Source organism: Pseudomonas sp. R11-23-07, from assembly GCF_003852295.1.
Taxonomy (GTDB): Bacteria; Pseudomonadota; Gammaproteobacteria; order Pseudomonadales; family Pseudomonadaceae; genus Aquipseudomonas.
The window spans coordinates 1,084,360-1,107,944 of sequence record NZ_CP027761.1; the positions used below are offsets into that span (position 1 = coordinate 1,084,360).

At 61.7% G+C, this 23,585-nt stretch carries 20 protein-coding genes; 16 read left to right on the plus strand and 4 right to left on the minus strand.

The genetic code is table 11. The annotated features are described in order from the left end of the window. Positions 1-275: 275 nt before the first annotated feature. From mraZ to lpxC, 16 genes are all read left to right on the plus strand, one after another. A complete protein-coding gene (mraZ, locus tag C4J84_RS04775; protein WP_004371993.1) occupies positions 276-731 on the plus strand; it encodes a division/cell wall cluster transcriptional repressor MraZ in 456 nt (151 codons plus the stop codon). Next, complete coding sequence (rsmH, locus tag C4J84_RS04780; protein WP_164487811.1) at positions 728-1,675, plus strand: 16S rRNA (cytosine(1402)-N(4))-methyltransferase RsmH; 948 nt, start codon at positions 728-730, stop codon at positions 1,673-1,675. The genes mraZ and rsmH overlap by 4 nt, the downstream gene beginning before the upstream one ends. Further along, entirely contained in the window at positions 1,672-1,965 is a 294-nt protein-coding gene (gene ftsL / locus C4J84_RS04785; RefSeq protein WP_124361353.1) for a cell division protein FtsL, read from the plus strand. The genes rsmH and ftsL overlap by 4 nt, the downstream gene beginning before the upstream one ends. After that, the gene (locus C4J84_RS04790; RefSeq protein WP_164485282.1) at positions 1,965-3,707 is read left to right on the plus strand and encodes a penicillin-binding protein 2; all 1,743 of its coding nucleotides are present in this window, start codon (positions 1,965-1,967) and stop codon (positions 3,705-3,707) included. Before ftsL ends, C4J84_RS04790 begins: the two co-directional genes overlap by 1 nt. Beyond that, on the plus strand, positions 3,707-5,170 hold the full coding sequence (locus C4J84_RS04795) for a UDP-N-acetylmuramoyl-L-alanyl-D-glutamate--2,6-diaminopimelate ligase (protein ID WP_124365873.1): 1,464 nt from the start codon (positions 3,707-3,709) through the stop codon (positions 5,168-5,170). The genes C4J84_RS04790 and C4J84_RS04795 overlap by 1 nt, the downstream gene beginning before the upstream one ends. Next, complete coding sequence (gene murF / locus C4J84_RS04800) at positions 5,163-6,533, plus strand: UDP-N-acetylmuramoyl-tripeptide--D-alanyl-D-alanine ligase (protein ID WP_124434993.1); 1,371 nt, start codon at positions 5,163-5,165, stop codon at positions 6,531-6,533. The genes C4J84_RS04795 and murF overlap by 8 nt, the downstream gene beginning before the upstream one ends. Continuing rightward, positions 6,533-7,615 carry a phospho-N-acetylmuramoyl-pentapeptide-transferase gene (gene mraY / locus C4J84_RS04805; RefSeq protein WP_057724619.1) on the plus strand — a complete coding sequence of 361 codons (1,083 nt, stop codon included), beginning with the start codon at positions 6,533-6,535 and terminating at the stop codon, positions 7,613-7,615. Before murF ends, mraY begins: the two co-directional genes overlap by 1 nt. Positions 7,616-7,621: 6 nt before the next feature. Beyond that, positions 7,622-8,968 carry a UDP-N-acetylmuramoyl-L-alanine--D-glutamate ligase gene (gene murD, locus C4J84_RS04810; RefSeq protein ID WP_124434994.1) on the plus strand — a complete coding sequence of 449 codons (1,347 nt, stop codon included), beginning with the start codon at positions 7,622-7,624 and terminating at the stop codon, positions 8,966-8,968. Next, on the plus strand, positions 8,965-10,188 hold the full coding sequence (ftsW, locus tag C4J84_RS04815; RefSeq protein WP_124365876.1) for a putative lipid II flippase FtsW: 1,224 nt from the start codon (positions 8,965-8,967) through the stop codon (positions 10,186-10,188). The genes murD and ftsW overlap by 4 nt, the downstream gene beginning before the upstream one ends. Then, the gene (gene murG / locus C4J84_RS04820; RefSeq protein ID WP_124434995.1) at positions 10,178-11,248 is read left to right on the plus strand and encodes an undecaprenyldiphospho-muramoylpentapeptide beta-N-acetylglucosaminyltransferase; all 1,071 of its coding nucleotides are present in this window, start codon (positions 10,178-10,180) and stop codon (positions 11,246-11,248) included. Before ftsW ends, murG begins: the two co-directional genes overlap by 11 nt. Further along, complete coding sequence (gene murC / locus C4J84_RS04825; RefSeq protein WP_124434996.1) at positions 11,241-12,686, plus strand: UDP-N-acetylmuramate--L-alanine ligase; 1,446 nt, start codon at positions 11,241-11,243, stop codon at positions 12,684-12,686. Before murG ends, murC begins: the two co-directional genes overlap by 8 nt. Beyond that, positions 12,683-13,639, plus strand: coding sequence for a D-alanine--D-alanine ligase (locus C4J84_RS04830; protein ID WP_124369688.1), 957 nt, complete (start codon positions 12,683-12,685; stop codon positions 13,637-13,639). Before murC ends, C4J84_RS04830 begins: the two co-directional genes overlap by 4 nt. Before the next feature lie 4 nt (positions 13,640-13,643). Then, positions 13,644-14,513, plus strand: a complete 870-nt coding sequence (locus C4J84_RS04835) for a cell division protein FtsQ/DivIB (RefSeq protein WP_057724625.1) — start codon at positions 13,644-13,646, stop codon at positions 14,511-14,513. Between the two features lie 15 nt (positions 14,514-14,528). Beyond that, on the plus strand, positions 14,529-15,791 hold the full coding sequence (gene ftsA, locus C4J84_RS04840) for a cell division protein FtsA (RefSeq protein WP_057724626.1): 1,263 nt from the start codon (positions 14,529-14,531) through the stop codon (positions 15,789-15,791). Positions 15,792-15,866: 75 nt separating this feature from the next. After that, a complete protein-coding gene (gene ftsZ / locus C4J84_RS04845; RefSeq protein ID WP_124434997.1) occupies positions 15,867-17,063 on the plus strand; it encodes a cell division protein FtsZ in 1,197 nt (398 codons plus the stop codon). 112 nt (positions 17,064-17,175) lie between these two features. Further along, a complete protein-coding gene (lpxC, locus tag C4J84_RS04850; protein ID WP_003171886.1) occupies positions 17,176-18,087 on the plus strand; it encodes a UDP-3-O-acyl-N-acetylglucosamine deacetylase in 912 nt (303 codons plus the stop codon). Positions 18,088-18,137: 50 nt separating this feature from the next. Here the strand turns inward: lpxC and C4J84_RS04855 are convergent, their stop codons facing one another. The 4 genes from C4J84_RS04855 to C4J84_RS04870 form a co-directional block, all read right to left on the minus strand. Then, complete coding sequence (locus tag C4J84_RS04855; protein ID WP_124434998.1) at positions 18,138-19,625, minus strand: sensor domain-containing diguanylate cyclase; 1,488 nt, start codon at positions 19,623-19,625, stop codon at positions 18,138-18,140. Between the two features lie 187 nt (positions 19,626-19,812). Then, positions 19,813-21,141, minus strand: a complete 1,329-nt coding sequence (locus tag C4J84_RS04860) for an OprD family porin (protein WP_124434999.1) — start codon at positions 21,139-21,141, stop codon at positions 19,813-19,815. Between the two features lie 384 nt (positions 21,142-21,525). Continuing rightward, the gene (locus tag C4J84_RS04865) at positions 21,526-22,890 is read right to left on the minus strand and encodes a heavy metal sensor histidine kinase (protein WP_124435000.1); all 1,365 of its coding nucleotides are present in this window, start codon (positions 22,888-22,890) and stop codon (positions 21,526-21,528) included. Further along, entirely contained in the window at positions 22,880-23,557 is a 678-nt protein-coding gene (locus C4J84_RS04870) for a heavy metal response regulator transcription factor (protein WP_124361366.1), read from the minus strand. Before C4J84_RS04870 ends, C4J84_RS04865 begins: the two co-directional genes overlap by 11 nt. Positions 23,558-23,585: the final 28 nt, after the last annotated feature.

Genomic DNA, 23,585 nt, shown 5'->3' on the forward strand with positions numbered 1-23,585 from the left:
CGTCTTCGTAATACCAAAAAAATCTTACTCTTAATAAATTACTTTAACTCTGAGCCATAGCGCTTTGAGTTATTTGTGCTTGTTGAGTCAAAAACCACGCTGAACTCGGGTTTCTCCTCCCGTTACGCTCGTAAATCTCCGTTCTGTAAGGCTTTTCCTTGTATCCGCGCCTTGACGGTGTGGTGGGCGCATTCCTATAGTGTGCGCAAGTGGCGGAAAGTGGCACAAAGTGGGTTTTTTGAACGTAAAACGCTAAAAATTGGAGAAACGCACCTGTGTTTCGCGGAGCTAACGCTATCAGTCTCGATGCAAAAGGCCGTCTCGCCATGCCGAGCCGGTATCGTGACGAGCTCATTTCGCGAAGTTCGGGGCAGTTAATCATCACGATTGACGCGGTTGACCCTTGTTTGTGTGTTTACCCCCTCGATGAGTGGGAGTTGATTGAAACCAAGTTGCGCGCTCTGCCTTCATTGCGTGAAGAAAACCGCCGCCTGCAGCGTTTGCTGATCGGTAATGCCGTCGACCTTGAACTCGATGGCAGCGGTCGTTTCCTGGTGCCGCCGCGTTTGCGCGAATACGCCAGGCTCGACAAGCGCGCAATGCTGGTAGGCCAACTGAACAAGTTCCAATTGTGGGACGAAGATGCCTGGGATGCTGTTTCTGCAGCTGACCTGGCTGCTATTCAACAACCGGGCGCCATGCCTGATGAACTGCGTGATTTGATCCTGTGACTATTGATAGCGGCTTTAACCACATCACCGTACTGCTTGACGAAGCCGTTGAGGCTCTCGCCGTACGCGCGGATGGCTGCTATTTGGATGGCACCTTCGGCAGGGGCGGGCACAGTCGGTTGATACTCAGCCAGCTCGGGCCCAACGGTAAACTCCTCGGGTTCGACAAAGACCCTCAAGCGATTGCCACCGGGCAAGCGCTAGCGGCCGAAGACGGCCGCTTTGTCGTTGTGCAGCGCAGCTTTGCCGAGCTGGGCGCCGAAGTCGCCGAGCGCGGCATGGCGGGCAAGGTGGCCGGGATTCTGCTCGACCTCGGCGTGTCTTCGCCGCAGCTCGATGACCCGGAGCGCGGCTTCAGCTTCATGAACGATGGCCCCCTCGACATGCGCATGGACCCTACCCGTGGCGTCAGCGCCGCGCAGTTCATCGCCACCGCGCCGGTGGAAGAAATTGCCCGGGTGTTCAAGGAGTACGGCGAAGAACGCTTCGCCGGTCGCATGGCCCGCGCCGTGGTCGAGCGCCGCGAAATCCATCCGTTCGAACGCACCGCTGACCTGGCCGAAGTGCTGAAGGTTGCCAACCCCGCATGGGAGAAGGGCAAGAACCCGGCGACCCGTGCGTTCCAGGGCCTGCGCATTCACGTCAACAACGAATTGGGCGATCTGGAGGCTGGCCTCGAGGCTGCCCTGGACGCGTTGGAAGTGGGCGGTCGCCTGGTGGTGATCAGTTTCCATTCCCTGGAAGACCGTATCGTCAAACTGTTCATGCGGCGTCTGGTCAAGGGCGAGTCCGACAACCTGCCGCGCAATCTGCCGGTGCGTTTCGAAGCCTTTGTGCCGAAAATCAAAATTCATGGCAAAGCGCAGTTCGCCTCCGAAGCCGAACTCAAGGCCAACCCACGTTCGCGCAGCGCCGTCATGCGCGTCGCGGAGAAGTTGCGGTGAGCAAGCTTTTCGCCAAACCCCTGCCGGGCGGCAGCTTCTTTATGTTGCTGCTGTTTATCGGCGTGCTGGTGTCCGCGATTGCGGTGTCCTACAGCGCGCACTGGAATCGTCAATTGCTCAATACCCTCTATGGGGAGTTGAGCGTGCGCGACAAGGCGCAGGCGGAATGGGGCCGGTTGATCCTGGAGCAGAGTACGTGGACGGCCCATAGCCGTATCGAAGTGCTGGCCACCGAACAACTGAAAATGCACATTCCGGGCGCGGCCGACGTACGCATGGTGGCGCCATGATGAAACTTGAAGGCGCACTCTATCCATGGCGCTTCCGCCTGATGCTCGGCTTGCTGGCATTGATGGTGGGTGCAATCGTCTGGCGGATCTTCGACCTGCAGGTCGTCGACCGTGACTTCCTGATCGGCCAGGGCGATGCCCGTAGCCTGCGGCATATTCCGATTCCTGCGCACCGCGGCCTGATTACCGACCGCAACGGCGAGCCTCTGGCCGTGAGTACCCCGGTGACCACCTTGTGGGCCAACGCCAAGGAACTGCAGGTAGCCAAGGACAAGTGGCCCGAACTCGCCGCTGCCCTGGGGCAAGACCGCAAAGCGCTGACCGAACGCCTGGAAGCCCAGGCCAATAAAGAATTTATCTATCTGGTTCGCGGGCTCACCCCGGAACAGGGCCAGCAAGTGCTCGACCTGAAAATTCCGGGTGTCTATGGCATCGAGGAATTTCGTCGTTTCTATCCGGCCGGTGAAACCACCGCGCACATGGTCGGCTTTACCGATATCGACGACCATGGCCGCGAAGGTGTCGAGCTGGCCTACGACGAATGGCTGGCTGGCGTTCCCGGCAAGCGCCAGGTCATCAAGGACCGGCGCGGCAGACTGATCAAGGATGTTCAGGTCACCAAGAACGCCAAGGCCGGCAAGCCCTTGGCGTTGTCGATTGACTTGCGTCTGCAGTACCTGGCCAACCGCGAACTGCGTAACGCGATCATCGAGAACGGCGCCAAAGCCGGCAGCCTGGTGATCATGGACGTGAAGACCGGCGAAATTCTCGCCATGGTCAACCAGCCGACCTATAACCCGAACAACCGTCGCAACCTGCAGCCGGCGATGATGCGCAACCGCGCGATGATCGACGTGTTCGAGCCGGGTTCGACCATGAAAGCCATCTCCATGAGTGCCGCCCTGGAAACCGGACGCTGGAAGCCCAGCGACAAGGTCGAGGTGTATCCAGGCACTTTGCAGTTGGGCAAATACACCATTCGCGACGTGTCGCGCACCGAGGGCCCGGTGCTGGATCTGACAGGCATCCTGATCAACTCCAGTAACGTAGGGATGAGCAAGGTCGCCTTCGATATCGGTGGTGAAACCATCTATCACCTGGCGCAAAAGATCGGCCTGGGCCAGCCCACCGGGCTCGATTTTCCGGGTGAGCGCGTCGGCAACCTGCCGAACTACCGCGACTGGAAAAAGGCCGAGACCGCCACGCTGTCGTACGGCTACGGCCTGTCGGTGACTGCGATCCAACTGGCCCACGCTTTCTCGGTATTGGCGAATAATGGCCGAATGGTTCCACTGAGCCTGATCCATGTGGACGAAGCGCCGAAAGCCACCCAGGTGATCCCGGAAAAAGTCGCCAAGACCATGCAAGGCATGCTGCAACAAGTAATCGAGGCGCCGCGTGGCGTATTCCGCGCCCAGGTGCCGGCCTATCACGTGGCCGGCAAGTCCGGTACCGCGCGTAAAACCTCGGTGGGCACCAAGGGTTATGCGGAAAATTCCTACCGTTCATTGTTCGCCGGTTTTGGCCCGATGAGCGACCCGCGCTACGCCATCGTCGTAGTGATCGATGAACCGAGCAAGGCCGGTTACTTCGGTGGCCTGGTCTCGGCGCCAGTGTTCAGCAAAGTGATGTCCGGCACCCTGCGCCTGATGAACATCACGCCGGACAATCTTGCGCCAACCCAGCAAGCGAACGCCGCACCCCCGGCCGCTGCTGTAAAAGCCAATGGAGGGCGCGGCTGATGTCTCTTAGCCTGAACAAGATTTTTGCCCACGCCGGCCGCGATCTGCTGATTCGCGAGTTGAGCCTGGACAGCCGCAACGTGCGCGCCGGTGACCTGTTCCTGGCCGTGCCCGGTGGCAAGTTCGATGGCCGTGCGCATATTGCCGACGCCCTGCAACGTGGTGCTGCCGCTGTTGCTTATGAAGTGGAAGGCGCTACTGTGCTGCCGATCACCGATGTGCCGTTGATTCCAGTCAAGGGCTTGGCCGCGCAGTTGTCCGATATTGCCGGGCGCTTCTACGGTGAGCCGAGCCGCCACCTGAACCTGGTGGGCGTGACCGGCACCAACGGCAAGACCAGCGTGACTCAATTGGTCGCCCAGGCCCTGGACCTGCTGGGTCAGCACTGCGGCATCGTCGGTACCCTGGGCACCGGCTTCTATGGTGCGCTGCAAAGCGGCCTGCACACCACGCCGAACCCGATTGCCGTGCAAGCGACCCTGGCCGACTTGAAAAAGGCCGGCGCCAAGGCGGTTGCCATGGAAGTGTCGTCCCATGGTCTCGACCAGGGCCGTGTCACGGCCCTGGCGTTTGACGTGGCGGTGATGACCAATCTGTCCCGCGACCACCTCGATTACCACGGCACCATGGACGCTTATGCAGCGGCCAAGGCCAAGCTGTTCGCCTGGAATCACCTGAAGTGCCGGGTAGTGAACCTGGATGACGCCTTCGGTCGCCAACTGGCGGCTCAAGACAGCGAAGCGCGTTTGATCAGCTATAGCCTGGAAGACACCCGTGCGTACCTGTACTGCCGCGAAGCCCAGTTCAGCGACGAAGGCGTGCGCGCCACCTTGGTAACGCCACAAGGCGAGCACCATTTGCGCAGCACGCTGCTCGGGCGTTTCAACCTGAGCAACGTATTGGCAGCCATCGGCGCCTTGCTCGGCCTGGATTACGCCCTCGACGAAATTCTGAAAGTCCTGCCCAAACTGGAAGGCCCGGCCGGCCGCATGCAGCGCCTGGGTGGCGGTACGCAACCGTTGGTGGTGGTCGATTACGCCCACACCCCTGATGCACTGGAAAAAGTCCTGCTGGCCCTGCGTCCGCACGCCAAGGGCAAGCTGTTGTGCCTGTTCGGCTGCGGCGGCGACCGTGATCGCGGGAAGCGTCCGTTGATGGCCGAGATTGTCGAGCGCCTGGCCGACGGCGTGCTGGTGACCGACGACAACCCGCGCAGCGAAGACCCCAGCCGGATTTTCGACGATATACGCGAAGGCTTCAAAGACACTGCCAGCGTCACGTTCGTGGCGGGTCGCGGCGCAGCCATTGCCCAATTGATCGCCAGTGCCAGCGCGGATGACGTGGTGGTGCTGGCTGGCAAGGGGCATGAGGATTACCAGGAAATCAACGGCGAGCGCCATGCCTTCTCCGATCTGGTCGAGGCGGGTCACGCGCTGACCGCCTGGGAGGTCGCCCATGCTTAAGCCGATGACCTTCAGCGAACTGGCCCAGGCGTTGTCGGCCCGGGTGCTGTCGAGCGATTGCACGTTCGACGGCGTCAGTATCGACAGTCGCAACATCCGGCCCGGCCAGCTGTTCATCGCACTCACAGGCCCGCGTTTTGACGGTCACGACTACCTGAACGACGTCGCCGCCAAAGGCGCCGTGGGTGCCCTGGTGCAACGTGAAGTGGCGCACGCGACGTTGCCACAGTTGCTGGTCGCCGATACCCGCTTGGCCTTGGGCCAACTGGGCGCGCTGAACCGTGCCGCTTTCGACAAGCCGGTTGCCGCGATCACCGGCTCCAGTGGCAAGACCACCGTCAAGGAACTGTTGGCCGGCGTACTGCGCACGCGCGGGCCGGTACTCGCCACCCGGGGCAACCTGAACAATGATTTCGGCGCACCGCTGACCCTGCTTGAACTGGCCCCGGAACACTCGGCGGCAGTCATCGAACTGGGCGCTTCCCGCGTCGGCGAGATTGCTTACACCGTGGCGCTGACCAAGCCCCATGTCGCGGTTATCAACAATGCCGGTACCGCCCACGTCGGTGAATTCGGTGGCCCGGAAAAGATCGTCGAAGCCAAGGGTGAAATTCTCGAAGGCCTCGACGCTTCGGGCACCGCTGTACTGAATCTTGACGACAAGGCTTTCGAGACCTGGCGCGTACGCGCGGCCGGTCGCAAGGTGCTGACCTTTGCGGTGCATAACGCCGCAGCCGATTTTCATGCCAGCGACATCACCGTTGATGCGCGTGGTTGCCCGTCCTTCACCTTGCACACGCCGCAAGGCAGTGAACACGTGCAACTGAACCTGCTGGGCAACCATAACGTCGCCAACGCCTTGGCCGCTGCCGCTGCCGCCCACGCCCTGGGTGTGTCGCTGTTCGGCATCGCCACAGGCTTGGGCGCGGTGCAGCCGGTCAAAGGACGCACCGTCGCGCAATTAGCCACCAACGGCATGCGCGTGATCGATGACACTTACAACGCCAACCCGTCTTCCGTGAACGCCGCCGTGGATCTGCTCAGAGGCTTTGATGGCCGCAAGGTGCTGGTACTTGGCGACATCGGCGAATTGGGCGACTGGGCTGAACAAGGGCACCGCGAAGTCGGCGCCTATGCCGCCGATAAAGTCGACGCGTTCTACGCCGTCGGCCCGAACATGGCGCACGCGGTAAACGCCTTCGGCCCCGGTGCGCGGCATTTTGCGACCCAGGGCGAATTGATCCAGGCGTTGGCTGCGGCTGAACACGACACACACACAACCATTTTGATCAAGGGATCGCGCAGCGCGGTGATGGAAAACGTCGTCGCAGCCTTGTGTGGCTCAAGTACGGAGAAACATTAATGCTGCTGCTGCTGGCTGAGTATCTGCAACAGTTCCACAAAGGCTTCGCGGTCTTTCAGTACCTGACCCTGCGCGGGATCCTGGGTGTGCTGACCGCGCTGTGTTTGTCGCTGTTTCTGGGGCCGTGGATGATCCGCACCCTGCAGAACCTGCAAATTGGTCAATCGGTTCGCAATGACGGCCCGCAGTCGCACCTGTCCAAGTCCGGCACCCCGACCATGGGCGGCGCGTTGATCCTGTCGTCCATCGGCGTCAGCACCCTGCTCTGGGCTGACCTGCACAACCGCTACGTGTGGGTGGTGCTGCTGGTGACCCTGCTGTTCGGCGCCATCGGCTGGGTGGACGATTACCGTAAAGTGATCGAGAAAAACTCCAAGGGGCTGCCGAGCCGCTGGAAGTACTTCTGGCAGTCGGTATTCGGCCTGGCGGCGGCGATCTTCCTGTACACCACCGCACCAAGCGCCGTGGAAACCACCTTGATCATCCCGATGCTCAAGGACGCCAGCATTCCACTGGGCATCGGTTTCGTGGTGCTGACCTATTTCGTGATCGTCGGCTCCAGCAATGCGGTGAACCTGACTGATGGCCTCGACGGCCTGGCCATCATGCCGACGGTAATGGTCGGCGGCGCCCTCGGCATTTTCTGCTACCTCTCGGGTAACGTGAAGTTCGCCGAGTACCTGCTGATTCCCTACGTACCGGGTGCGGGTGAGCTGATCGTGTTCTGCGGCGCGCTGATCGGCGCCGGCCTGGGGTTCCTGTGGTTCAACACCTACCCGGCACAAGTGTTCATGGGCGACGTCGGCGCACTCGCACTGGGCGCGGCGCTGGGCACCATCGCGGTGATCGTGCGCCAGGAAATCGTGCTGTTCATCATGGGCGGTGTGTTCGTGATGGAAACCCTGTCGGTGGTCATCCAGGTGGCTTCCTTCAAATTGACCGGGCGCCGTGTATTCCGAATGGCGCCGATCCACCACCACTTTGAACTCAAGGGCTGGCCCGAGCCACGCGTGATCGTCCGTTTCTGGATCATCACCGTGATTCTGGTACTGGTCGGCCTTGCCACCCTGAAACTGAGGTAGAAACGAGTGTCCCTGATCGCTTCAGACCACTTCCGCATCGTTGTCGGCCTCGGCAAGAGCGGCATGTCCCTGGTTCGCTTCCTGGCGAACCGGGGCACGTCGTTTGCCGTGGCCGACACGCGGGAAAATCCACCGGAGCTGGTCACGCTGCGCCGTGACTACCCGCACGTGGAAGTGCGTTGTGGCGAATTGGACGTCGAATTTCTGTGCCGCGCCGATGAGCTTTACGTGAGTCCCGGCCTGGCGTTGGCCACACCGGCCCTGCAAGCGGCAGCGGCGCGTGGCGTGAAGCTGTCCGGCGATATCGACCTGTTTGCGCGTCACGCCAAGGCGCCGATCGTCGCCATCAGCGGTTCCAACGCGAAAAGCACCGTGACCACCCTGGTCGGCGAAATGGCGAAGGCTGCCGGCAAGCGCGTGGCGGTGGGCGGCAATCTTGGGGTGCCGGCGCTGGACCTGCTCAGCGACGACGTTGAGTTGTATGTGATGGAGTTGTCGAGCTTCCAGCTGGAAACCACCCATGACCTCGGTGCCGAAGTGGCCACCGTGTTGAACGTCAGCGAAGACCACATGGACCGCTACAGCGGCCTGCCGGCTTATCACCTGGCCAAGCATCGTATCTTCCGGGGCGCCAAGCAGTTTGTAGTCAACCGCCAGGATGCCTTGAGCCGTCCACTGATAGGCGAAGGCATGCCGTGCTGGACCTTCGGCCTGGGCAAACCCGATTTCAAGGCCTTCGGTATCCGCGAAGAGAACGGCGAGAAATACCTGGCCTTCGAATTCCAGAACCTGATGCCGGTGCGCGAGTTGAAAATCCGCGGCGCCCATAACCAGTCCAACGCCCTGGCAGCCTTGGCGCTCGGCCACGCGGTGGGCTTGCCCTTCGACGCCATGCTCGCCAGCCTGCGTACCTTTGCTGGCCTCGAGCATCGCTGCCAGTGGGTGCGCGACCTCGACGGCGTCAGCTATTACAACGATTCCAAGGCCACCAACGTCGGCGCTGCCGTGGCGGCCATTGAAGGCCTGGGTGCCGATATCGACGGCAAGCTGGTGCTGATCGCCGGTGGCGATGGCAAGGGCGCCGACTTCAAGGACCTTAAAGTGCCGGTCGCTGCGCATTGCCGCGCCGTGGTGCTGATGGGCCGTGACGCGGACCTGATCGCCGCAGCCCTGGGCGACGCGGTGCCGCAAGTGCGCGCTACCTCCCTGGACGACGCGATCGCCCAGTGCAAAGCCCTGGCCCAGCCGGGTGATGCGGTGCTGCTGTCGCCGGCCTGCGCCAGCTTCGATATGTTCAAGAACTATGAAGAGCGCGGCCAGTTGTTCGCCCGCGCCGTGGAGGCTTTGGCATGAGCCTCAACCTGAAAAACATCATCAAGCCGTACCCGTCGCCGATCATTACCGGGCGCGGCATCGACCTGGATTTCCCGATGCTCGCCGGTTGCCTGGCGCTGCTCGGCCTGGGCCTGGTGATGATCACCTCGGCGTCCTCCGAAGTGGCCGCGGTGCAGTCGGGCAACACCCTGTACATGATGATCCGTCACCTGGTGTACCTGGTGATCGGCCTCGGCGCGTGCATCGTCACCATGATGATCCCGATCGCCACGTGGCAGCGCCTGGGTTGGCTGATGCTGATCGGGGCGTTTGGTTTGCTGGTGATGGTGATCCTGCCCGGCATCGGCCGCGAGGTGAACGGTTCGATGCGCTGGATCGGCTTCGGTGCCTTCAACGTGCAACCCTCGGAAATCGCCAAGGTGTTCGTGGTGATCTACCTGGCCGGCTACCTGGTGCGCCGTCAGAAAGAAGTGCGCGAAAGCTGGATGGGCTTTTTCAAGCCATTCATCGTGCTGCTGCCCATGGCCGGCCTGCTGCTGATGGAGCCCGACTTCGGCGCCACCGTGGTGATGATGGGAGCCGCCGCCGCGATGCTGTTCCTGGGTGGCGTCGGCCTGTTCCGCTTCACCTTGATGGTGGTGCTGGCGGTCGCGGCCGTGACGGTGCTGGTGCAGGCGCAACCCTACCGGATGGCCCGTCTGATTACCTTTACCGACCCATGGTCCGACCAGTTCGGTTCCGGCTACCAGTTGACCCAGGCGCTGATTGCCTTCGGTCGCGGCGAGTGGCTGGGCGTGGGCCTGGGCAACAGTGTGCAGAAGCAGTTCTACCTGCCCGAAGCGCACACCGACTTCGTGTTCTCGGTACTGGCCGAGGAACTGGGCGTGGTCGGTTCGCTGTGCACCGTCGCGTTGTTCGTGTTCGTGTGTGTACGCGGCATGTACATCGGCTTGTGGGCCGAGAGGGCGAAACAGTATTTCGCCGCCTATGTGGCGTACGGCTTGTCGTTCCTGTGGATCGGCCAGTTCCTGATCAATATCGGCGTGAACGTCGGGCTGCTGCCGACCAAGGGCCTGACCTTGCCGTTCCTCAGTTACGGCGGCAGTTCGTTGGTGATTTGCTGCGCCTGCCTTGGCTTGTTGTTGCGCATCGAGTGGGAGAGTCGTACTCACCTGGGCAGCGAAGAGATGGAGTTCAGCGAAAGCGACTTCGCCGAGGAGCCGACCCATGGGCGCTAACGTGCTGATCATGGCTGGCGGCACCGGGGGCCATGTGTTCCCGGCCCTGGCCTGCGCGCGCGAATTCCAGAACCGTGGCTACAGCGTGCACTGGTTGGGAACGCCGCGTGGCATCGAGAACGAGCTGGTGCCGAATGCCGGCTTGCCGCTGCACCTGATCAACGTCACGGGCTTGCGGGGCAAGGGCAAATTGTCGCTGCTCAAGGCGCCTTTCGTGTTGCTCAAGGCGGTATGGCAGGCACGCCAGGTCATCCGTGAGTTGCAGCCTGTGTGTGTGCTCGGTTTTGGCGGTTATGTGACCGGCCCCGGTGGCGTGGCGGCAAAACTCGCCGGTGTACCCGTGATCGTGCATGAACAGAACGCCGTCGCCGGTACCGCCAACCGCTTGCTGGTGCCACTGGCCGCGCGGGTGTGTGAAGCGTTCCCGAATACCTTCAGCGCGTCGAGCAAGCGCCGTACCACCGGCAACCCGGTGCGCACCGAGCTGTTCATGGACATCGCCCGCCAAGCGCTGGTCGGACGCAAGGCGCACCTGCTGATCCTCGGCGGAAGCCTGGGCGCCGAGCCGCTGAACAAATTGCTGCCGGAGGCGCTGGCGCAACTCCCTGTGGAATTGCGGCCTGAGATCTTCCACCAAGCCGGCAAGCACCACGATGAAGTCACCGCCACGCGCTATCGCGAGGCCGGTGTCGAGGCGATTGTACAGCCCTTCATCAAAGACATGGCCCACGCCTATGGCTGGGCCGACCTGGTGGTCTGTCGCGCTGGTGCGCTGACCGTCAGTGAACTGGCTGCCGCCGGTCTGCCGTCGTTGCTGGTGCCTCTGCCCCACGCAATCGACGATCACCAGACCCGCAACGCCGAATATTTGGCCGGGGAGGGCGCTGCCTTCCTGCTGCCGCAAAGAACGACTGGCGCCGCCGATTTGGCCGCACGCCTGACCGAGGTTTTGATGCAACCGGAACGACTCAACAGCATGGCGAGCACCGCAAGCCGCCTGGCCAAACCTGACGCAACCCGCACCGTGGTCGATATCTGCCTGGAGGTGGCCCATGGTTGAGAATCAGAAAGCCATGCCACAACCGGAAATGCGCCGCATCCGTCGCATCCACTTCGTCGGTATCGGCGGCGTGGGCATGTGCGGGATTGCCGAAGTATTGCTGAACCTGGGCTACCAGGTGTCCGGCTCTGACCTCAAAGAGTCGCCGGTCACCGAGCGCCTGAAGTCCTTTGGCGCGCAAATCTTCATCGGCCACCGCGCCGAAAACGCCGCCGAGGCAGATGTGCTGGTGGTGTCCAGCGCTGTGAACACGTCCAACCCGGAAGTGGCCACCGCCCTAGAGCGCCGCATCCCGGTGGTGCCGCGTGCCGAGATGCTCGCCGAGCTGATGCGCTACCGCCACGGCATCGCCGTCGCCGGTACCCACGGCAAGACCACTACCACCAGCCTGATCGCCTCGGTGTTCGCCGCCGGTGGCCTGGACCCGACCTTCGTCATCGGTGGCCGCCTGAATGCAGCCGGCACCAATGCCCAGCTCGGTACCAGCCGCTACCTGATCGCCGAAGCCGATGAAAGCGACGCGAGCTTCCTGCACCTGCAACCGCTGGTCGCCGTCGTCACCAACATCGACGAAGACCACATGGCAACCTACGACGGTGACTTCAACAAATTGAAGAAAACCTTCGTCGACTTCCTGCACAACCTGCCGTTCTACGGGTTGGCCGTGGTGTGCCTGGACGATCCGGTGGTGCGCGAGATTCTGCCGCAGGTCAAGCGCCCTACCGTGACCTACGGCTTCAGCGAAGACGCCGACGTGCGCGCGATCAATGTGCGCCAGGAAGGCATGCAGACCTTCTTCACCGTGCTGCGCCCCGACCGCGAGCCGCTGGATGTGTCGGTCAACATGCCGGGCAACCACAACGTACTGAACTCCTTGGCGACCATCTGCATTGCCACCGATGAAGGCGTCAGCGATGAAGCCATCGTCGAAGGCCTGTCGCGCTTTGCCGGTGTTGGCCGCCGCTTCCAGGTCTACGGCCAGCTGCCGGTTGAAGGCGGTGAGGTGATGCTGGTGGATGACTACGGTCACCACCCCACCGAAGTCGCCGCCGTGATCAAGGCCGTGCGCGGTGGCTGGCCGGAGCGTCGCCTGGTGATGGTCTACCAGCCGCACCGCTACAGCCGCACCCGTGACCTGTACGACGACTTCGTCAATGTATTGGCCGATGCCAACGTGCTCTTGCTGATGGAGGTGTACCCGGCCGGTGAAGAACCGATTCCGGGCGCCGACAGCCGCAAGCTGTGCAACAGCATCCGTCAGCGTGGGCAGTTGGATCCGATCTACATCGAGCGGGGCGTCGACCTGGCGCCGATCGTCAAGCCGCTGCTGCGCGCCGGCGACATCCTGCTGTGCCAGGGTGCCGGTGATATCGGTGGGCTTGCGCCTAAATTGCTGGCCAGCCCGCTGTTTACCGCCGAAAAGGGGAAGTCGAAATGATCACTGACTACGCCTCCCTGTTCTCCACTGTCGCGCCTGCCGACTTCGGCCGCGTTGCCGTGCTGTTCGGCGGCAAGAGCGCCGAGCGCGAAGTGTCGCTCAAGTCTGGCAATGCGGTGCTTGAAGCGCTGCAAAGCGCCGGTGTGAACGCCTTCGGTATCGACGTGGGCGATGATTTCCTCGCCCGCCTGCAGGCCGAAAAGATCGACCGCGCCTTCATCATTCTTCACGGCCGTGGCGGTGAAGACGGCAGCATGCAGGGCCTGCTCGAGTGCGCCGGCATCCCCTATACCGGCAGCGGCATCCTGGCGTCGGCGCTTGCGATGGACAAGTTGCGCACCAAGCAGGTGTGGCACAGCCTGGGCATTCCCACACCACGTCACGCCGTGTTGCGCAGCGAGGAAGATTGTATTTGCGCAGCCAAGGAACTGGGCCTGCCTTTGATCGTCAAACCTGCCCATGAAGGCTCCAGTATCGGCATGGCCAAAGTGAACTCGGCCGCTGAATTGATCGACGCATGGAAAGCGGCAAGTACCTACGATTCGCAAGTGTTGGTGGAACAGTGGATCCAGGGTCCCGAGTACACCATCGCCACCCTGCGTGGCCAGGTATTGCCGCCTATCGCATTGGGCACGCCCCACACTTTTTACGATTACGACGCCAAGTACGTGGCTTCCGATACCCAGTACCGGATTCCCTGCGGCCTTGACGCAACCAGGGAACAGCAATTGATGGACCTCACGGCGCAAGCCTGTGAGGCGCTGGGTATCGCCGGTTGGGGGCGGGCAGACGTGATGCAGGATGACCAAGGGAATTTCTGGTTCCTGGAAGTCAACACCGCACCCGGGATGACCGACCACAGCCTGGTCCCTATGGCCGCCCGTGCCGCCGGCCTGGATTTCCAGCAGTTGGTGCTGGCGATCCTGGCCGACAGCATTGAGCCAAGAGGCTAAGCACATGAAAGGCGCATCGCTTCGTCATCAGCCCCCACAAGCACCGAGCCGCAAGCCGGTGCCACGGGGTGCCAGCCGCATGGTGGCCAAAGAGCCGATGTCGGCGCGCCTGCCCAAAGCCAACTTTGGTTTCATCAAGGCGCTGTTCTGGCCGGTGTTGCTGGTGGTACTGGGCTTTGGCACCTACGAAGGGGCGCAGCGCCTGTTGCCATATGCCGACCGGCCGATCACCAAGATCAGCGTGCAGGGCGACTTGAGCTACATCAGCCAGCAAGCGGTACAGCAGCGCATCAGCCCGTTCCTGGCGGCGAGCTTCTTTACCATTGACTTGGCCGGAATGCGCGCAGAACTGGAACAGATGCCGTGGATCGCCCATGCCGAAGTCCGCCGCGTATGGCCGGACCAGGTAACGATCCGCCTGGAAGAACAGCTGCCCGTGGCCCGCTGGGGCGATGGTGCGCTGTTGAACAACCAGGGGCAGGCATTTGCGCCGCGTGAAGTGGCGAACTATGAGCACCTGCCGCAGCTGTTCGGGCCGCAGCGGGCGCAGCAGCAAGTGATGCAGCAGTACCAGGCCTTGAGCCAGATGCTGCGGCCACTGGGCTTCTCCATCGCACGCCTGGAATTGCGTGAGCGGGGCAGCTGGTTTCTGACGACCGGGGCAGGCAGTTCCGGCCCGGGCATCGAGTTGTTGCTGGGACGCGACCGCTTGGTGGAAAAGATGCGCCGCTTTATTGCCATCTATGAAAAAACCTTGAAAGAACAGATTACGAACATTGCGAGCGTCGACCTGCGTTACGCCAACGGCCTGGCCGTCGGTTGGCGTGTACCGGTAGCGCCCACGGCAGCACAACCCGCTGTCGCGAAGAATTAAGAAGAGGCAGGACCCATGGCAAACGTGCAAAGCGGCAAAATGATCGTCGGTCTCGATATCGGCACCTCCAAGGTGGTGGCGCTGGTGGGCGAGGTCGGTGAAGACGGCACGATCGAAATCGTCGGTATTGGCACGCATCCGTCCCGGGGCCTGAAGAAGGGCGTGGTGGTGAACATCGAGTCCACCGTGCAATCGATCCAGCGCGCCATCGAAGAAGCGCAGCTGATGGCCGGTTGCCGGATCCACTCGGCGTTCGTCGGCGTGGCCGGCAACCATATCCGCAGCCTGAACTCCCACGGCATCGTGGCGATCCGCGACCGTGAAGTCAGCGCGGCCGACCTTGAGCGCGTCCTCGACGCCGCCCAGGCCGTGGCGATCCCGGCTGACCAGCGCGTGTTGCACACCTTGCCCCAGGACTACGTGATCGATAACCAGGAGGGCGTTCGCGAGCCACTGGGCATGTCGGGCGTGCGTCTGGAAGCCAAGGTCCACGTAGTGACCTGCGCCGTCAACGCCGCGCAGAACATTGAAAAATGCGTGCGTCGCTGCGGCCTCGAAATCGACGACATCATTCTTGAGCAGTTGGCGTCGGCCTACTCGGTGCTGACCGACGACGAAAAAGAACTGGGCGTGTGCCTGGTGGACATCGGCGGCGGCACCACCGATATCGCGATCTTCACCGAAGGTGCGATCCGTCACACCGCCGTGATCCCGATTGCCGGCGACCAGGTCACCAACGACATCGCCATGGCGTTGCGTACACCGACCCAGTACGCCGAAGAAATCAAGATTCGCTACGCCTGCGCCCTGGCCAAGCTGGCCGGTGCCGGTGAAACCATCAAGGTGCCAAGCGTCGGCGACCGTCCACCGCGCGAGCTGTCGCGCCAGGCCCTGGCCGAAGTGGTCGAGCCGCGCTACGACGAGCTGTTCACCCTGATCCAGGCCGAACTGCGCCGCAGCGGCTACGAAGATCTGATCCCGGCCGGCATCGTGCTGACCGGTGGCACCTCGAAGATGGAAGGCGCGGTCGAACTGGCCGAAGAGATCTTCCACATGCCGGTGCGCCTGGGCGTGCCCCATGGCGTCAAAGGCCTCGGCGACGTGGTGCGCAACCCGATTTATTCCACCGGTGTGGGCTTGCTGTTGTACGGGCTGCAAAAGCAGACCGATGGCATTTCCCTGTCGGGCCCGAGCATCCGTGACAGCTACCGCAGCGATGACGAAGCGAAAGCGCCGTTGTTCGAGCGGCTGCAGGCTTGGGTAAAAGGCAATTTCTGAAGATTTACCGCGACACCGCAACACCCGTAATAAGCAGTAGGCGAAAAAACTAGAGAAAACGAAAGGAGAGGGAACATGTTTGAACTCGTAGACAACATCCCCGCTAGCCCGGTTATCAAAGTAATCGGTGTCGGCGGTGGCGGCGGCAACGCTGTCAACCATATGGTCAAGAGCAACATTGAAGGCGTTGAATTCATCTGCGCCAACACTGATGCCCAGGCGCTGAAAAGCATCGGCGCGCGGACCATCCTGCAATTGGGCACAGCCGTGACCAAGGGCCTCGGCGCTGGCGCCAATCCAGAAGTCGGCCGTCAAGCCGCCCTGGAAGACCGCGAGCGTATTGCCGAAGTGCTGCAAGGCACCAACATGGTGTTCATCACCACCGGCATGGGCGGCGGTACCGGTACCGGTGCAGCGCCGATCATTGCCGAAGTGGCCAAGGAAATGGGGATTCTGACCGTCGCTGTTGTGACGCGTCCGTTCCCGTTCGAAGGCCGCAAGCGCATGCAGATCGCCGACGAAGGCATCCGTCTGCTGTCTGAAAGCGTCGACTCGTTGATCACCATTCCCAACGAGAAACTGCTGACCATCCTGGGCAAGGACGCCAGCCTGCTGTCCGCGTTCGCCAAGGCTGACGATGTACTGGCCGGTGCCGTTCGCGGTATCTCCGACATCATCAAGCGTCCCGGCATGATCAACGTCGACTTTGCCGACGTGCGTACCGTGATGAGCGAAATGGGCATGGCGATGATGGGTACCGGCTGCGCCAGCGGTCCGAACCGTGCACGCGAAGCTACCGAAGCGGCCATCCGCAACCCGCTGCTGGAAGACGTGAACCTGCAAGGTGCGCGCGGCATACTGGTGAATATCACCGCAGGTCCTGACCTGTCCCTGGGTGAGTACTCCGACGTGGGTAGCATCATCGAAGCCTTCGCGTCCGAGCACGCCATGGTCAAGGTCGGCACCGTTATCGACCCGGACATGCGCGACGAACTGCACGTGACCGTGGTTGCGACCGGCCTGGGTGCAAAAATCGAGAAGCCTGTAAAGGTCATCGACAATACCGTCCATACCAGCCACGCCAGCCAGCAAACGGCCGCTCCAGCGCCTTCGCGCCAGGAACTGCCGTCAGTGAACTACCGCGACCTGGACCGTCCGACCGTGATGCGCAACCAGGCTCAGGCCGGTGCTGCGGCGTCCCGTAGCCCGAATCCGCAAGACGATCTGGACTACCTGGACATCCCGGCATTCCTGCGTCGTCAGGCCGATTAATGGAATGTATCAGGGCTATGAAGGTGATTGGTGTTCAGCAAAGGTCTGGTCTGCTATTATCGCCAGCCTTTGTTGATACCAGTTCGCAATTTGCGCTGAAGCGGTCCAAGCCATGATTAAACAACGCACCCTGAAGAATATTATTCGTGCCACAGGTGTAGGTCTGCACTCCGGGGAAAAGGTATACCTGACCCTCAAGCCTGCACCTGTCGACACCGGCATCGTGTTTGTGCGTGCCGACCTGGACCCTGTGGTGCAGATACCTGCTCGCGCGGAAAACGTTGGCGAAACCACTATGTCGACCACATTGGTCAACGGTGACGTCAAAGTGGACACGGTGGAGCACTTGCTCTCGGCAATGGCCGGTTTGGGCATCGATAACGCCTACGTCGAGCTCTCCGCGTCCGAAGTCCCGATCATGGATGGCAGCGCTGGACCCTTCGTATTCCTGATTCAATCTGCCGGCCTGGAAGAACAGGACGCAGCCAAGAAGTTCATTCGCATTCTGCGGGAAGTGACAGTAGAAGACGGCGACAAGCGCGCCACCTTCGTCCCGTTCGAAGGCTTTAAAGTGAGCTTTGAGATCGATTTCGATCACCCGGTATTCCGTGACCGCACCCAAAGTGCAAGCGTGGATTTTTCCAGCACTTCGTTCGTAAAAGAAGTCAGCCGCGCCCGTACCTTTGGTTTCATGAGTGACATCGAGTACCTGCGCAAGCACAACCTCGCACTCGGCGGCAGCGTTGAAAACGCCATTGTGGTCGACGCGGATGGTGTACTGAACGAAGACGGCCTTCGCTATGAAGACGAATTCGTGAAGCACAAGATCCTCGATGCAATCGGTGACCTCTACCTGCTGGGCAATAGCCTGATAGGCGAGTTCAAAGGCTTCAAGTCGGGCCACGCCCTTAACAACCAGCTGCTGCGCAAGTTGATTGAGCAGACAGACGCTTGGGAAGTCGTGACCTTCGAAGATGCCAGCACCGCACCGATCTCTTACATGCGTCCCGTTGCGGCGGTGTAAGTAACAACTCTCTTCTTTAGTTTTAAAGGCTGCCTTCGGGTGGCCTTTTTTTATGTCCCGGCGTTGATCGTCCGATTGCGGCCACTGTGCTTGGCCTCATACAACGCCTGGTCGGCCCTGAGTAGCAAGTCCTCTAGGGACAGGCCGCTGCGCTTTTCCCAGGTACTCATGCCGATGCTCACGGTAATCGGCTGCTCGTCCCATGCCGGCCGTGGCAGGTGCTCAACACCATTGCGGATATGCTCGGCGATCACCCAAGCGCCCTTGGCGTCGGTATCGGGCAGCACCACCGCGAATTCTTCACCGCCGTAACGTGCCGCCAGGTCGGCCGGGCGGCGGATACTGCTGTCGATCACCTGTGCCACCGTGCGCAGCGCATCGTCGCCGCCCTGGTGGCCGTGGCGGTCGTTGAAGGCCTTGAAGTGGTCCACGTCGATCATCAGCACCGTCAACGGCTCGGTTGAACGTTGCGCGCGATCCCATTCCAGACGCAGGCGTTCGTCGAGAGTGCGGCGGTTGGCCAGGCCAGTGAGGGCATCGGTACCTGCCAGTTCTGACAGCACCTGCTCGGCCCGGTGGCGCCGTCGCAGCTCCATGCACAGGGCCCAGGTCAGCCACAACAGGCCAATGCACAGCACCCCGGTCGCGAGGCTGACCAGCCACGCCGCCCTTCGCCATGGCGCGAACACTTCATCGCTGGCCAACGCCACCGCGACAATCAGCGGTAATTCGCCCACGTTCGAGAAACTGTAGAGCCGAGGCTGCTGGTCGAGGCTGGAGACGCTGTGGAAAGTGCCGTCTCGCTCGCGCAGCATGCGCGCCACATTGGGCCGCTGGCTCAGGTCCTTGTTGATGATATCCACTTCCAGCAACGGCTCTTGCGCCAGCAGGATGCCCTGGTGGTTGAGCAGGTTGATGGTGCTGTCGCTGCCGATATTCAGGCTGCTGAACAGTTGGTGGAAGTACGACAGACGCATGGAGGCGACAGCCACACCCAGGAAGCGCCCGTCCGACGACGAAACGCGGCGGCTAAATGCAATGCGCCACGGGTCATCGCATTCGCAGCGGGCCCTGAACGGGCGACTGATATACAGCCCGATGTCGGGATTGGCGCGATGAATCTGGAAATAGTCGCGGTCGGCGAAGTTGCCGGCCTTGGGCGTGAGCAGGGACGAATCGGCAATCACCTCGCCGCTCGGGCCCAGCAACAGGATGTCGCCTTTGTACGGCGCTGTGGCGGAGCGGTCGAACAGCACCAGGTGCCGGATGCTCGCGGACACGCCCTGCAGGTCGGTGCGCTCGGTCGCGGCGATCAGGCCTTGGAGGGCCATGTCATAGAGTTCGACATTGCGCAGCACATCGGCGTCGATCAGCTGGGTGATGGTAGTGGCGGTGCGCTTGGCGGTTTGCAAGGTGTTGGCGTGTTCGCGATTCAACAGTGCGGTGACGATGCCCACGATCAGCAACACCGTGAGGGTGCTGCTCAGGATCAGCAGGCGTTCCGGGCGGCGGGTAGGGCGGGTAAGGCTTGAACTCATCGGGCGTACTTCTGCTCTGAGGATGCCTTTAGCGTAGTAGCAACTCTGGAAGATGGCGCAGAAGCAAAATGTGGGAGGGGGCTTGCTCCCGATGGCGGCGAATCAGTCAAAGTATTATTGACTGACACTCTGCCATCGGGAGCAAGCCCCCTCCCACATTGGATCTTCACTGTTATTCAGATCGTGGTTAGAACACGTTGATTGGGTAGTCCACGATCACGCGGTACTCATCCACATCCCGATCCACCGCCGAGTAGCCATTGCCGCCACGGTTGGTCGCCCATTGCAGGCGTACCGCCAGGTCCTTGGCCTTGCCGTCCTGAACCACGTATTTCAGGTCGATATCGCGCTCCCAGTGCTTGGCGTTCTTGCCGTCGGCGCTGTACCAGTTGCTGTAGCCCCGGCTGTTCGGGTCTACCGTGGTCAGGTCGGTCTTGCCGCTGATATACGACACGGCGGATGTCAGGCCGGGCAGGCCGAGACCGGCGAAGTCGTAGGCATACTTGAGCTTCCACGAACGCTCGTTGGGGCCGTTGAAGTCCGAGTATTGCTGGGAGTTGTCCAGGTACACGCTGTCGCCCTGGGTAATGTAGTCGAACGGCGTGTTGCCGTTGACCCGCTGGTAGGCGGCGGTAACGCTGTGGTTGCCCACGCCCAGTGTCACATGCAGGCTGTAGGTGTTGTTGTCGATAGCGCCCAGCAGTGCCTGGCCGGTGTCCTGGGTGTGGTAGTAATGCAGGCCGGGGGTCAGGCTGACCAGGTCGTTCAGTGCATAGGTGTACTCGAGGTCGTAGTAGTACTGGTGCCACACGTCCTTGAGTTCAGCGGCGTACAGGTTGCTGGTCAACCCGGGGATGCCGCTGAACGCTACACCGGCCCAGTTCAGGTGCTGGGCGTCGGCGTTGGCCGGCAATGCGCCGTAGCTGGTGCCGATGCGCCGGTGGCCGCTCTGGTTGTAGAGCTTGGTGAAGCTGGCCTGGCCGCCTTCGAACATCCAGCCGTCGAGGCTGTGGTTGGCCAGGCTCACGCCGCGAAACGTCTGCGGCAGCATGCGGGTCATGCCGCCGGCGATCACCGGGTTGTTGAGGAACAGGTCGCCGGCCTTCAGCTCGGTATCGAACGCGCGCAGTTTCAAGGTGCCGCCAGCGGTGGAGAACGTGCCGGGCGCCTTGCCGTTGCCGTTGCCGCTGCCGTACGGAAGGATGCTGGAACCGTCGGTGCCACCGCCGCCGTCGAGCTTGAGGCCGAGCATGGCGTTTAGGTCCAGGCCGACGCCTACGGTGCCTTGGGTGTAGCCGGAGGTGAATGTACCGATAAAGCCCTGGCCCCATTCCTTGCTGTCATCGGTATGCAGGTCGCGACGGTCGCGATTCATGTAGTAGTTGCGGGTGTCGATCGTGAGGTGCGAACCCTCGACGAAACCCTCGGTGGGCGTGGCGTCTGCCCCGTGGGCAAGGGGAGTGATCGTTGCTGCGATGGCGAGGAATAACGGGGTGAGTGTCAGCGAGTTCTTCACCGGTGGAGCTCCTTTGATCAATCATGAACGGCCAGTGTCGTGGGGTGTGCCTGGCCTTTTTTACGGCAAAAAAAAGCCGCTGAAGTCAGCGGCTTTAAGACAGATTCCCAGTGTAGAGCCCTGGAAATAAGTCGAGGGAAATTCGGGTGAGGGTTCGGCTGTCTTTACCGTCGCGCTCATCGATGCGTCAAAGTAACGCAGGCGAGCGGTGCGATACAGAGTGTAACAAGATAATGACTGTTGCCCAAATCGTAACAGTTGGCTGGCGGTGGTACCCATTGTGGGAGGGGGCTTGCTCCCGATAGCGGTGGGTCAGCCGGCACATTTGTAGCTGACCCGCCGCCATCGGGAGCAAGCCCCCTCCCACATTTTGATCGCGGCGTGTCAGACGGGCAGGGTGATGCCGAAGGTATTGCCATTGGCGTCGCTGCGCACGAACACATCGCCGCCATGCATCAACGCAATCGCCTTGACGATAGCCAGCCCCAACCCGTGATTGGCCCCGCTGTTGCTGCGCGACGCATCCACCCGATAGAAACGTTCGAACAGTCGAGGCAGGTGCTCGCTGGCAATCACCTCGCCTGGGTTGGTCACGCCGATCGTTACCTGATGCTCCAGCACATCGATGTTCACGTCGATGACCTGCCCAGGCGCGGTGTGCTGCACCGCATTGCTCAACAGGTTGATCAGTGCGCGGCGCAGGTGGGCTTTTTCAATATGCACTTGGGCGTCGCCCTGTACCCGCACCTGAACCTGGGCATCTTCGAAGATGAAGTCCAAGTAGTCGAGGGTGGTGGCGACTTCATCGGCCAGGGAGCTTTCAATCAGCTTGGTGGCCTTGCTGCCCTGGTCGGCACTGGCGAGGAACAGCATGTCGTTGATAATCGAGCGCAGCCGTTCCAGCTCCTCCAGGTTCGATTGCAGCACCTCGAAATAATGCTCGGCCGAACGCCCGCGGGTCAGCGCGACCTGGGTCTGACCGATCAGGTTGGTCAGCGGCGAGCGCAGTTCATGGGCCACGTCGGCATTGAAGGATTCGAGGCGCGAGTAAGCGAGTTCGACGCGGTCGAGGGTGGCGTTGAACGAGTTGACGAACTGGCTCAGTTCCGGCGGCAGCGGTGACAGTTGCAGGCGCCCGGAGAGTTTGGGCGGCGCGAGTTTCTGTGCTTCGTCCGAGAGTTTTTCCAGTGGCTTGAGGCCGATGCGCGACACCCAGAAGCCCAGCAATGAGGCCATCACCACGCCGACCAGCGCCAGGCTGATCAGCGCTACCAGCAGATGATGCTGGGTGGCGCGGAAATTCTCAGTGTCGATGGCGATCATGAAGCGCAGCGGCGGGCGTTGGTCCTTGGCGGCAAACTGGCTCACCAGCACCTTGAACGGGTAATCGTGGCCGGGCAGGTGCAGGTCGCGTTTACCGGTCGGGCCCTGGGCAAAGGCGCGAATCTGCGCATCCGGTTCACCGTATTCGTAACTTGGGTCGCTGCTGACCACCCAGAAGCGAATGCGCTTGTCTTCCTCCCCCAGCAGCTTGAGCTTGGCCTTGATCTTGACCCAATGCTCCGGCGTACCGAAGCGGTTCACCGAGGATTCGAGCACGCTGTAGCGCGCATCCAGCTCGGCCCCCGGCAACAACCCCAAGCCGCGATCCACTTGCTGGTACAGCGCGCCGCCGATCAGCACGAAGATCAGCAGCGCCACCAGGGTGAACATGCCGCTCAGGCGCAGGGCGATGGAGTTAGTCGGCACTGCGGTTCTCCAGCACGTAGCCCATGCCACGAATGGTGTGCAGCAGCTTGTGCTCGAACGGCCCATCGAGTTTGGCGCGCAGGCGCTTGATCGCCACCTCGACCACGTTGGCGTCGCTGTCGAAATTGATGTCCCAGACCATCTCGGCAATCGCCGTCTTGGACAGGATTTCACCCTGGCGCCGCGCCAATACGCTGAGCAACGAGAACTCCTTGGCGGTCAGGTCCAGGCGCACACCGTTGCGACTGGCCTTGCGGCTGATCAGGTCGATCCACAGGTCGGCGACCGTCACCTGCACCGGCTCATGGCCGCCACTGCGGCGGGTCAACGCTTGCAGGCGCGCCACCAGTTCCAGGAAGGAAAACGGCTTGCCCAGGTAGTCGTCGGCGCCTTCGCGCAGGCCACGGATGCGGTCTTCCACGCGCTCGCGGGCGGTAAGCATGATCACCGGTGTCTGTTTGCGTGCGCGTAAAGCACGCAATACGCCAAACCCGTCGAGCGCCGGCAGCATCACGTCGAGCACGATCACCGCGTAGTCGTTCTCCAGCGCCAGGTGCAAACCCTCGACGCCCTCGCGCGCCACATCGACGGTGTAACCTTGCTCCGTCAGGCCGCGGTGCAGGTAGTCCGCGGTTTTTTCTTCATCTTCAATAATCAGGACGCGCATCAGCCTTTTGTTCCAGGGCGGGGCCTTG

What these genes read in the sequence shown, in the direction of transcription:
- C4J84_RS04790 (WP_164485282.1), top strand. Translation starts at nt 1,965, where the DNA reads ATGAAACTTGAAGGCGCACTCTATCCATGGCGCTTCCGCCTGATGCTC.
- C4J84_RS04795 (WP_124365873.1), top strand. Translation starts at nt 3,707, where the DNA reads ATGTCTCTTAGCCTGAACAAGATTTTTGCCCACGCCGGCCGCGATCTG.
- murF (WP_124434993.1), top strand. Translation starts at nt 5,163, where the DNA reads ATGCTTAAGCCGATGACCTTCAGCGAACTGGCCCAGGCGTTGTCGGCC.
- mraY (WP_057724619.1), top strand. Translation starts at nt 6,533, where the DNA reads ATGCTGCTGCTGCTGGCTGAGTATCTGCAACAGTTCCACAAAGGCTTC.
- ftsW (WP_124365876.1), top strand. Translation starts at nt 8,965, where the DNA reads ATGAGCCTCAACCTGAAAAACATCATCAAGCCGTACCCGTCGCCGATC.
- murG (WP_124434995.1), top strand. Translation starts at nt 10,178, where the DNA reads ATGGGCGCTAACGTGCTGATCATGGCTGGCGGCACCGGGGGCCATGTG.
- murC (WP_124434996.1), top strand. Translation starts at nt 11,241, where the DNA reads ATGGTTGAGAATCAGAAAGCCATGCCACAACCGGAAATGCGCCGCATC.
- C4J84_RS04830 (WP_124369688.1), top strand. Translation starts at nt 12,683, where the DNA reads ATGATCACTGACTACGCCTCCCTGTTCTCCACTGTCGCGCCTGCCGAC.
- C4J84_RS04835 (WP_057724625.1), top strand. Translation starts at nt 13,644, where the DNA reads ATGAAAGGCGCATCGCTTCGTCATCAGCCCCCACAAGCACCGAGCCGC.
- ftsA (WP_057724626.1), top strand. Translation starts at nt 14,529, where the DNA reads ATGGCAAACGTGCAAAGCGGCAAAATGATCGTCGGTCTCGATATCGGC.
- ftsZ (WP_124434997.1), top strand. Translation starts at nt 15,867, where the DNA reads ATGTTTGAACTCGTAGACAACATCCCCGCTAGCCCGGTTATCAAAGTA.
- lpxC (WP_003171886.1), top strand. Translation starts at nt 17,176, where the DNA reads ATGATTAAACAACGCACCCTGAAGAATATTATTCGTGCCACAGGTGTA.
- C4J84_RS04855 (WP_124434998.1), bottom strand. Translation starts at nt 19,625, where the DNA reads ATGAGTTCAAGCCTTACCCGCCCTACCCGCCGCCCGGAACGCCTGCTG.
- C4J84_RS04870 (WP_124361366.1), bottom strand. Translation starts at nt 23,557, where the DNA reads ATGCGCGTCCTGATTATTGAAGATGAAGAAAAAACCGCGGACTACCTG.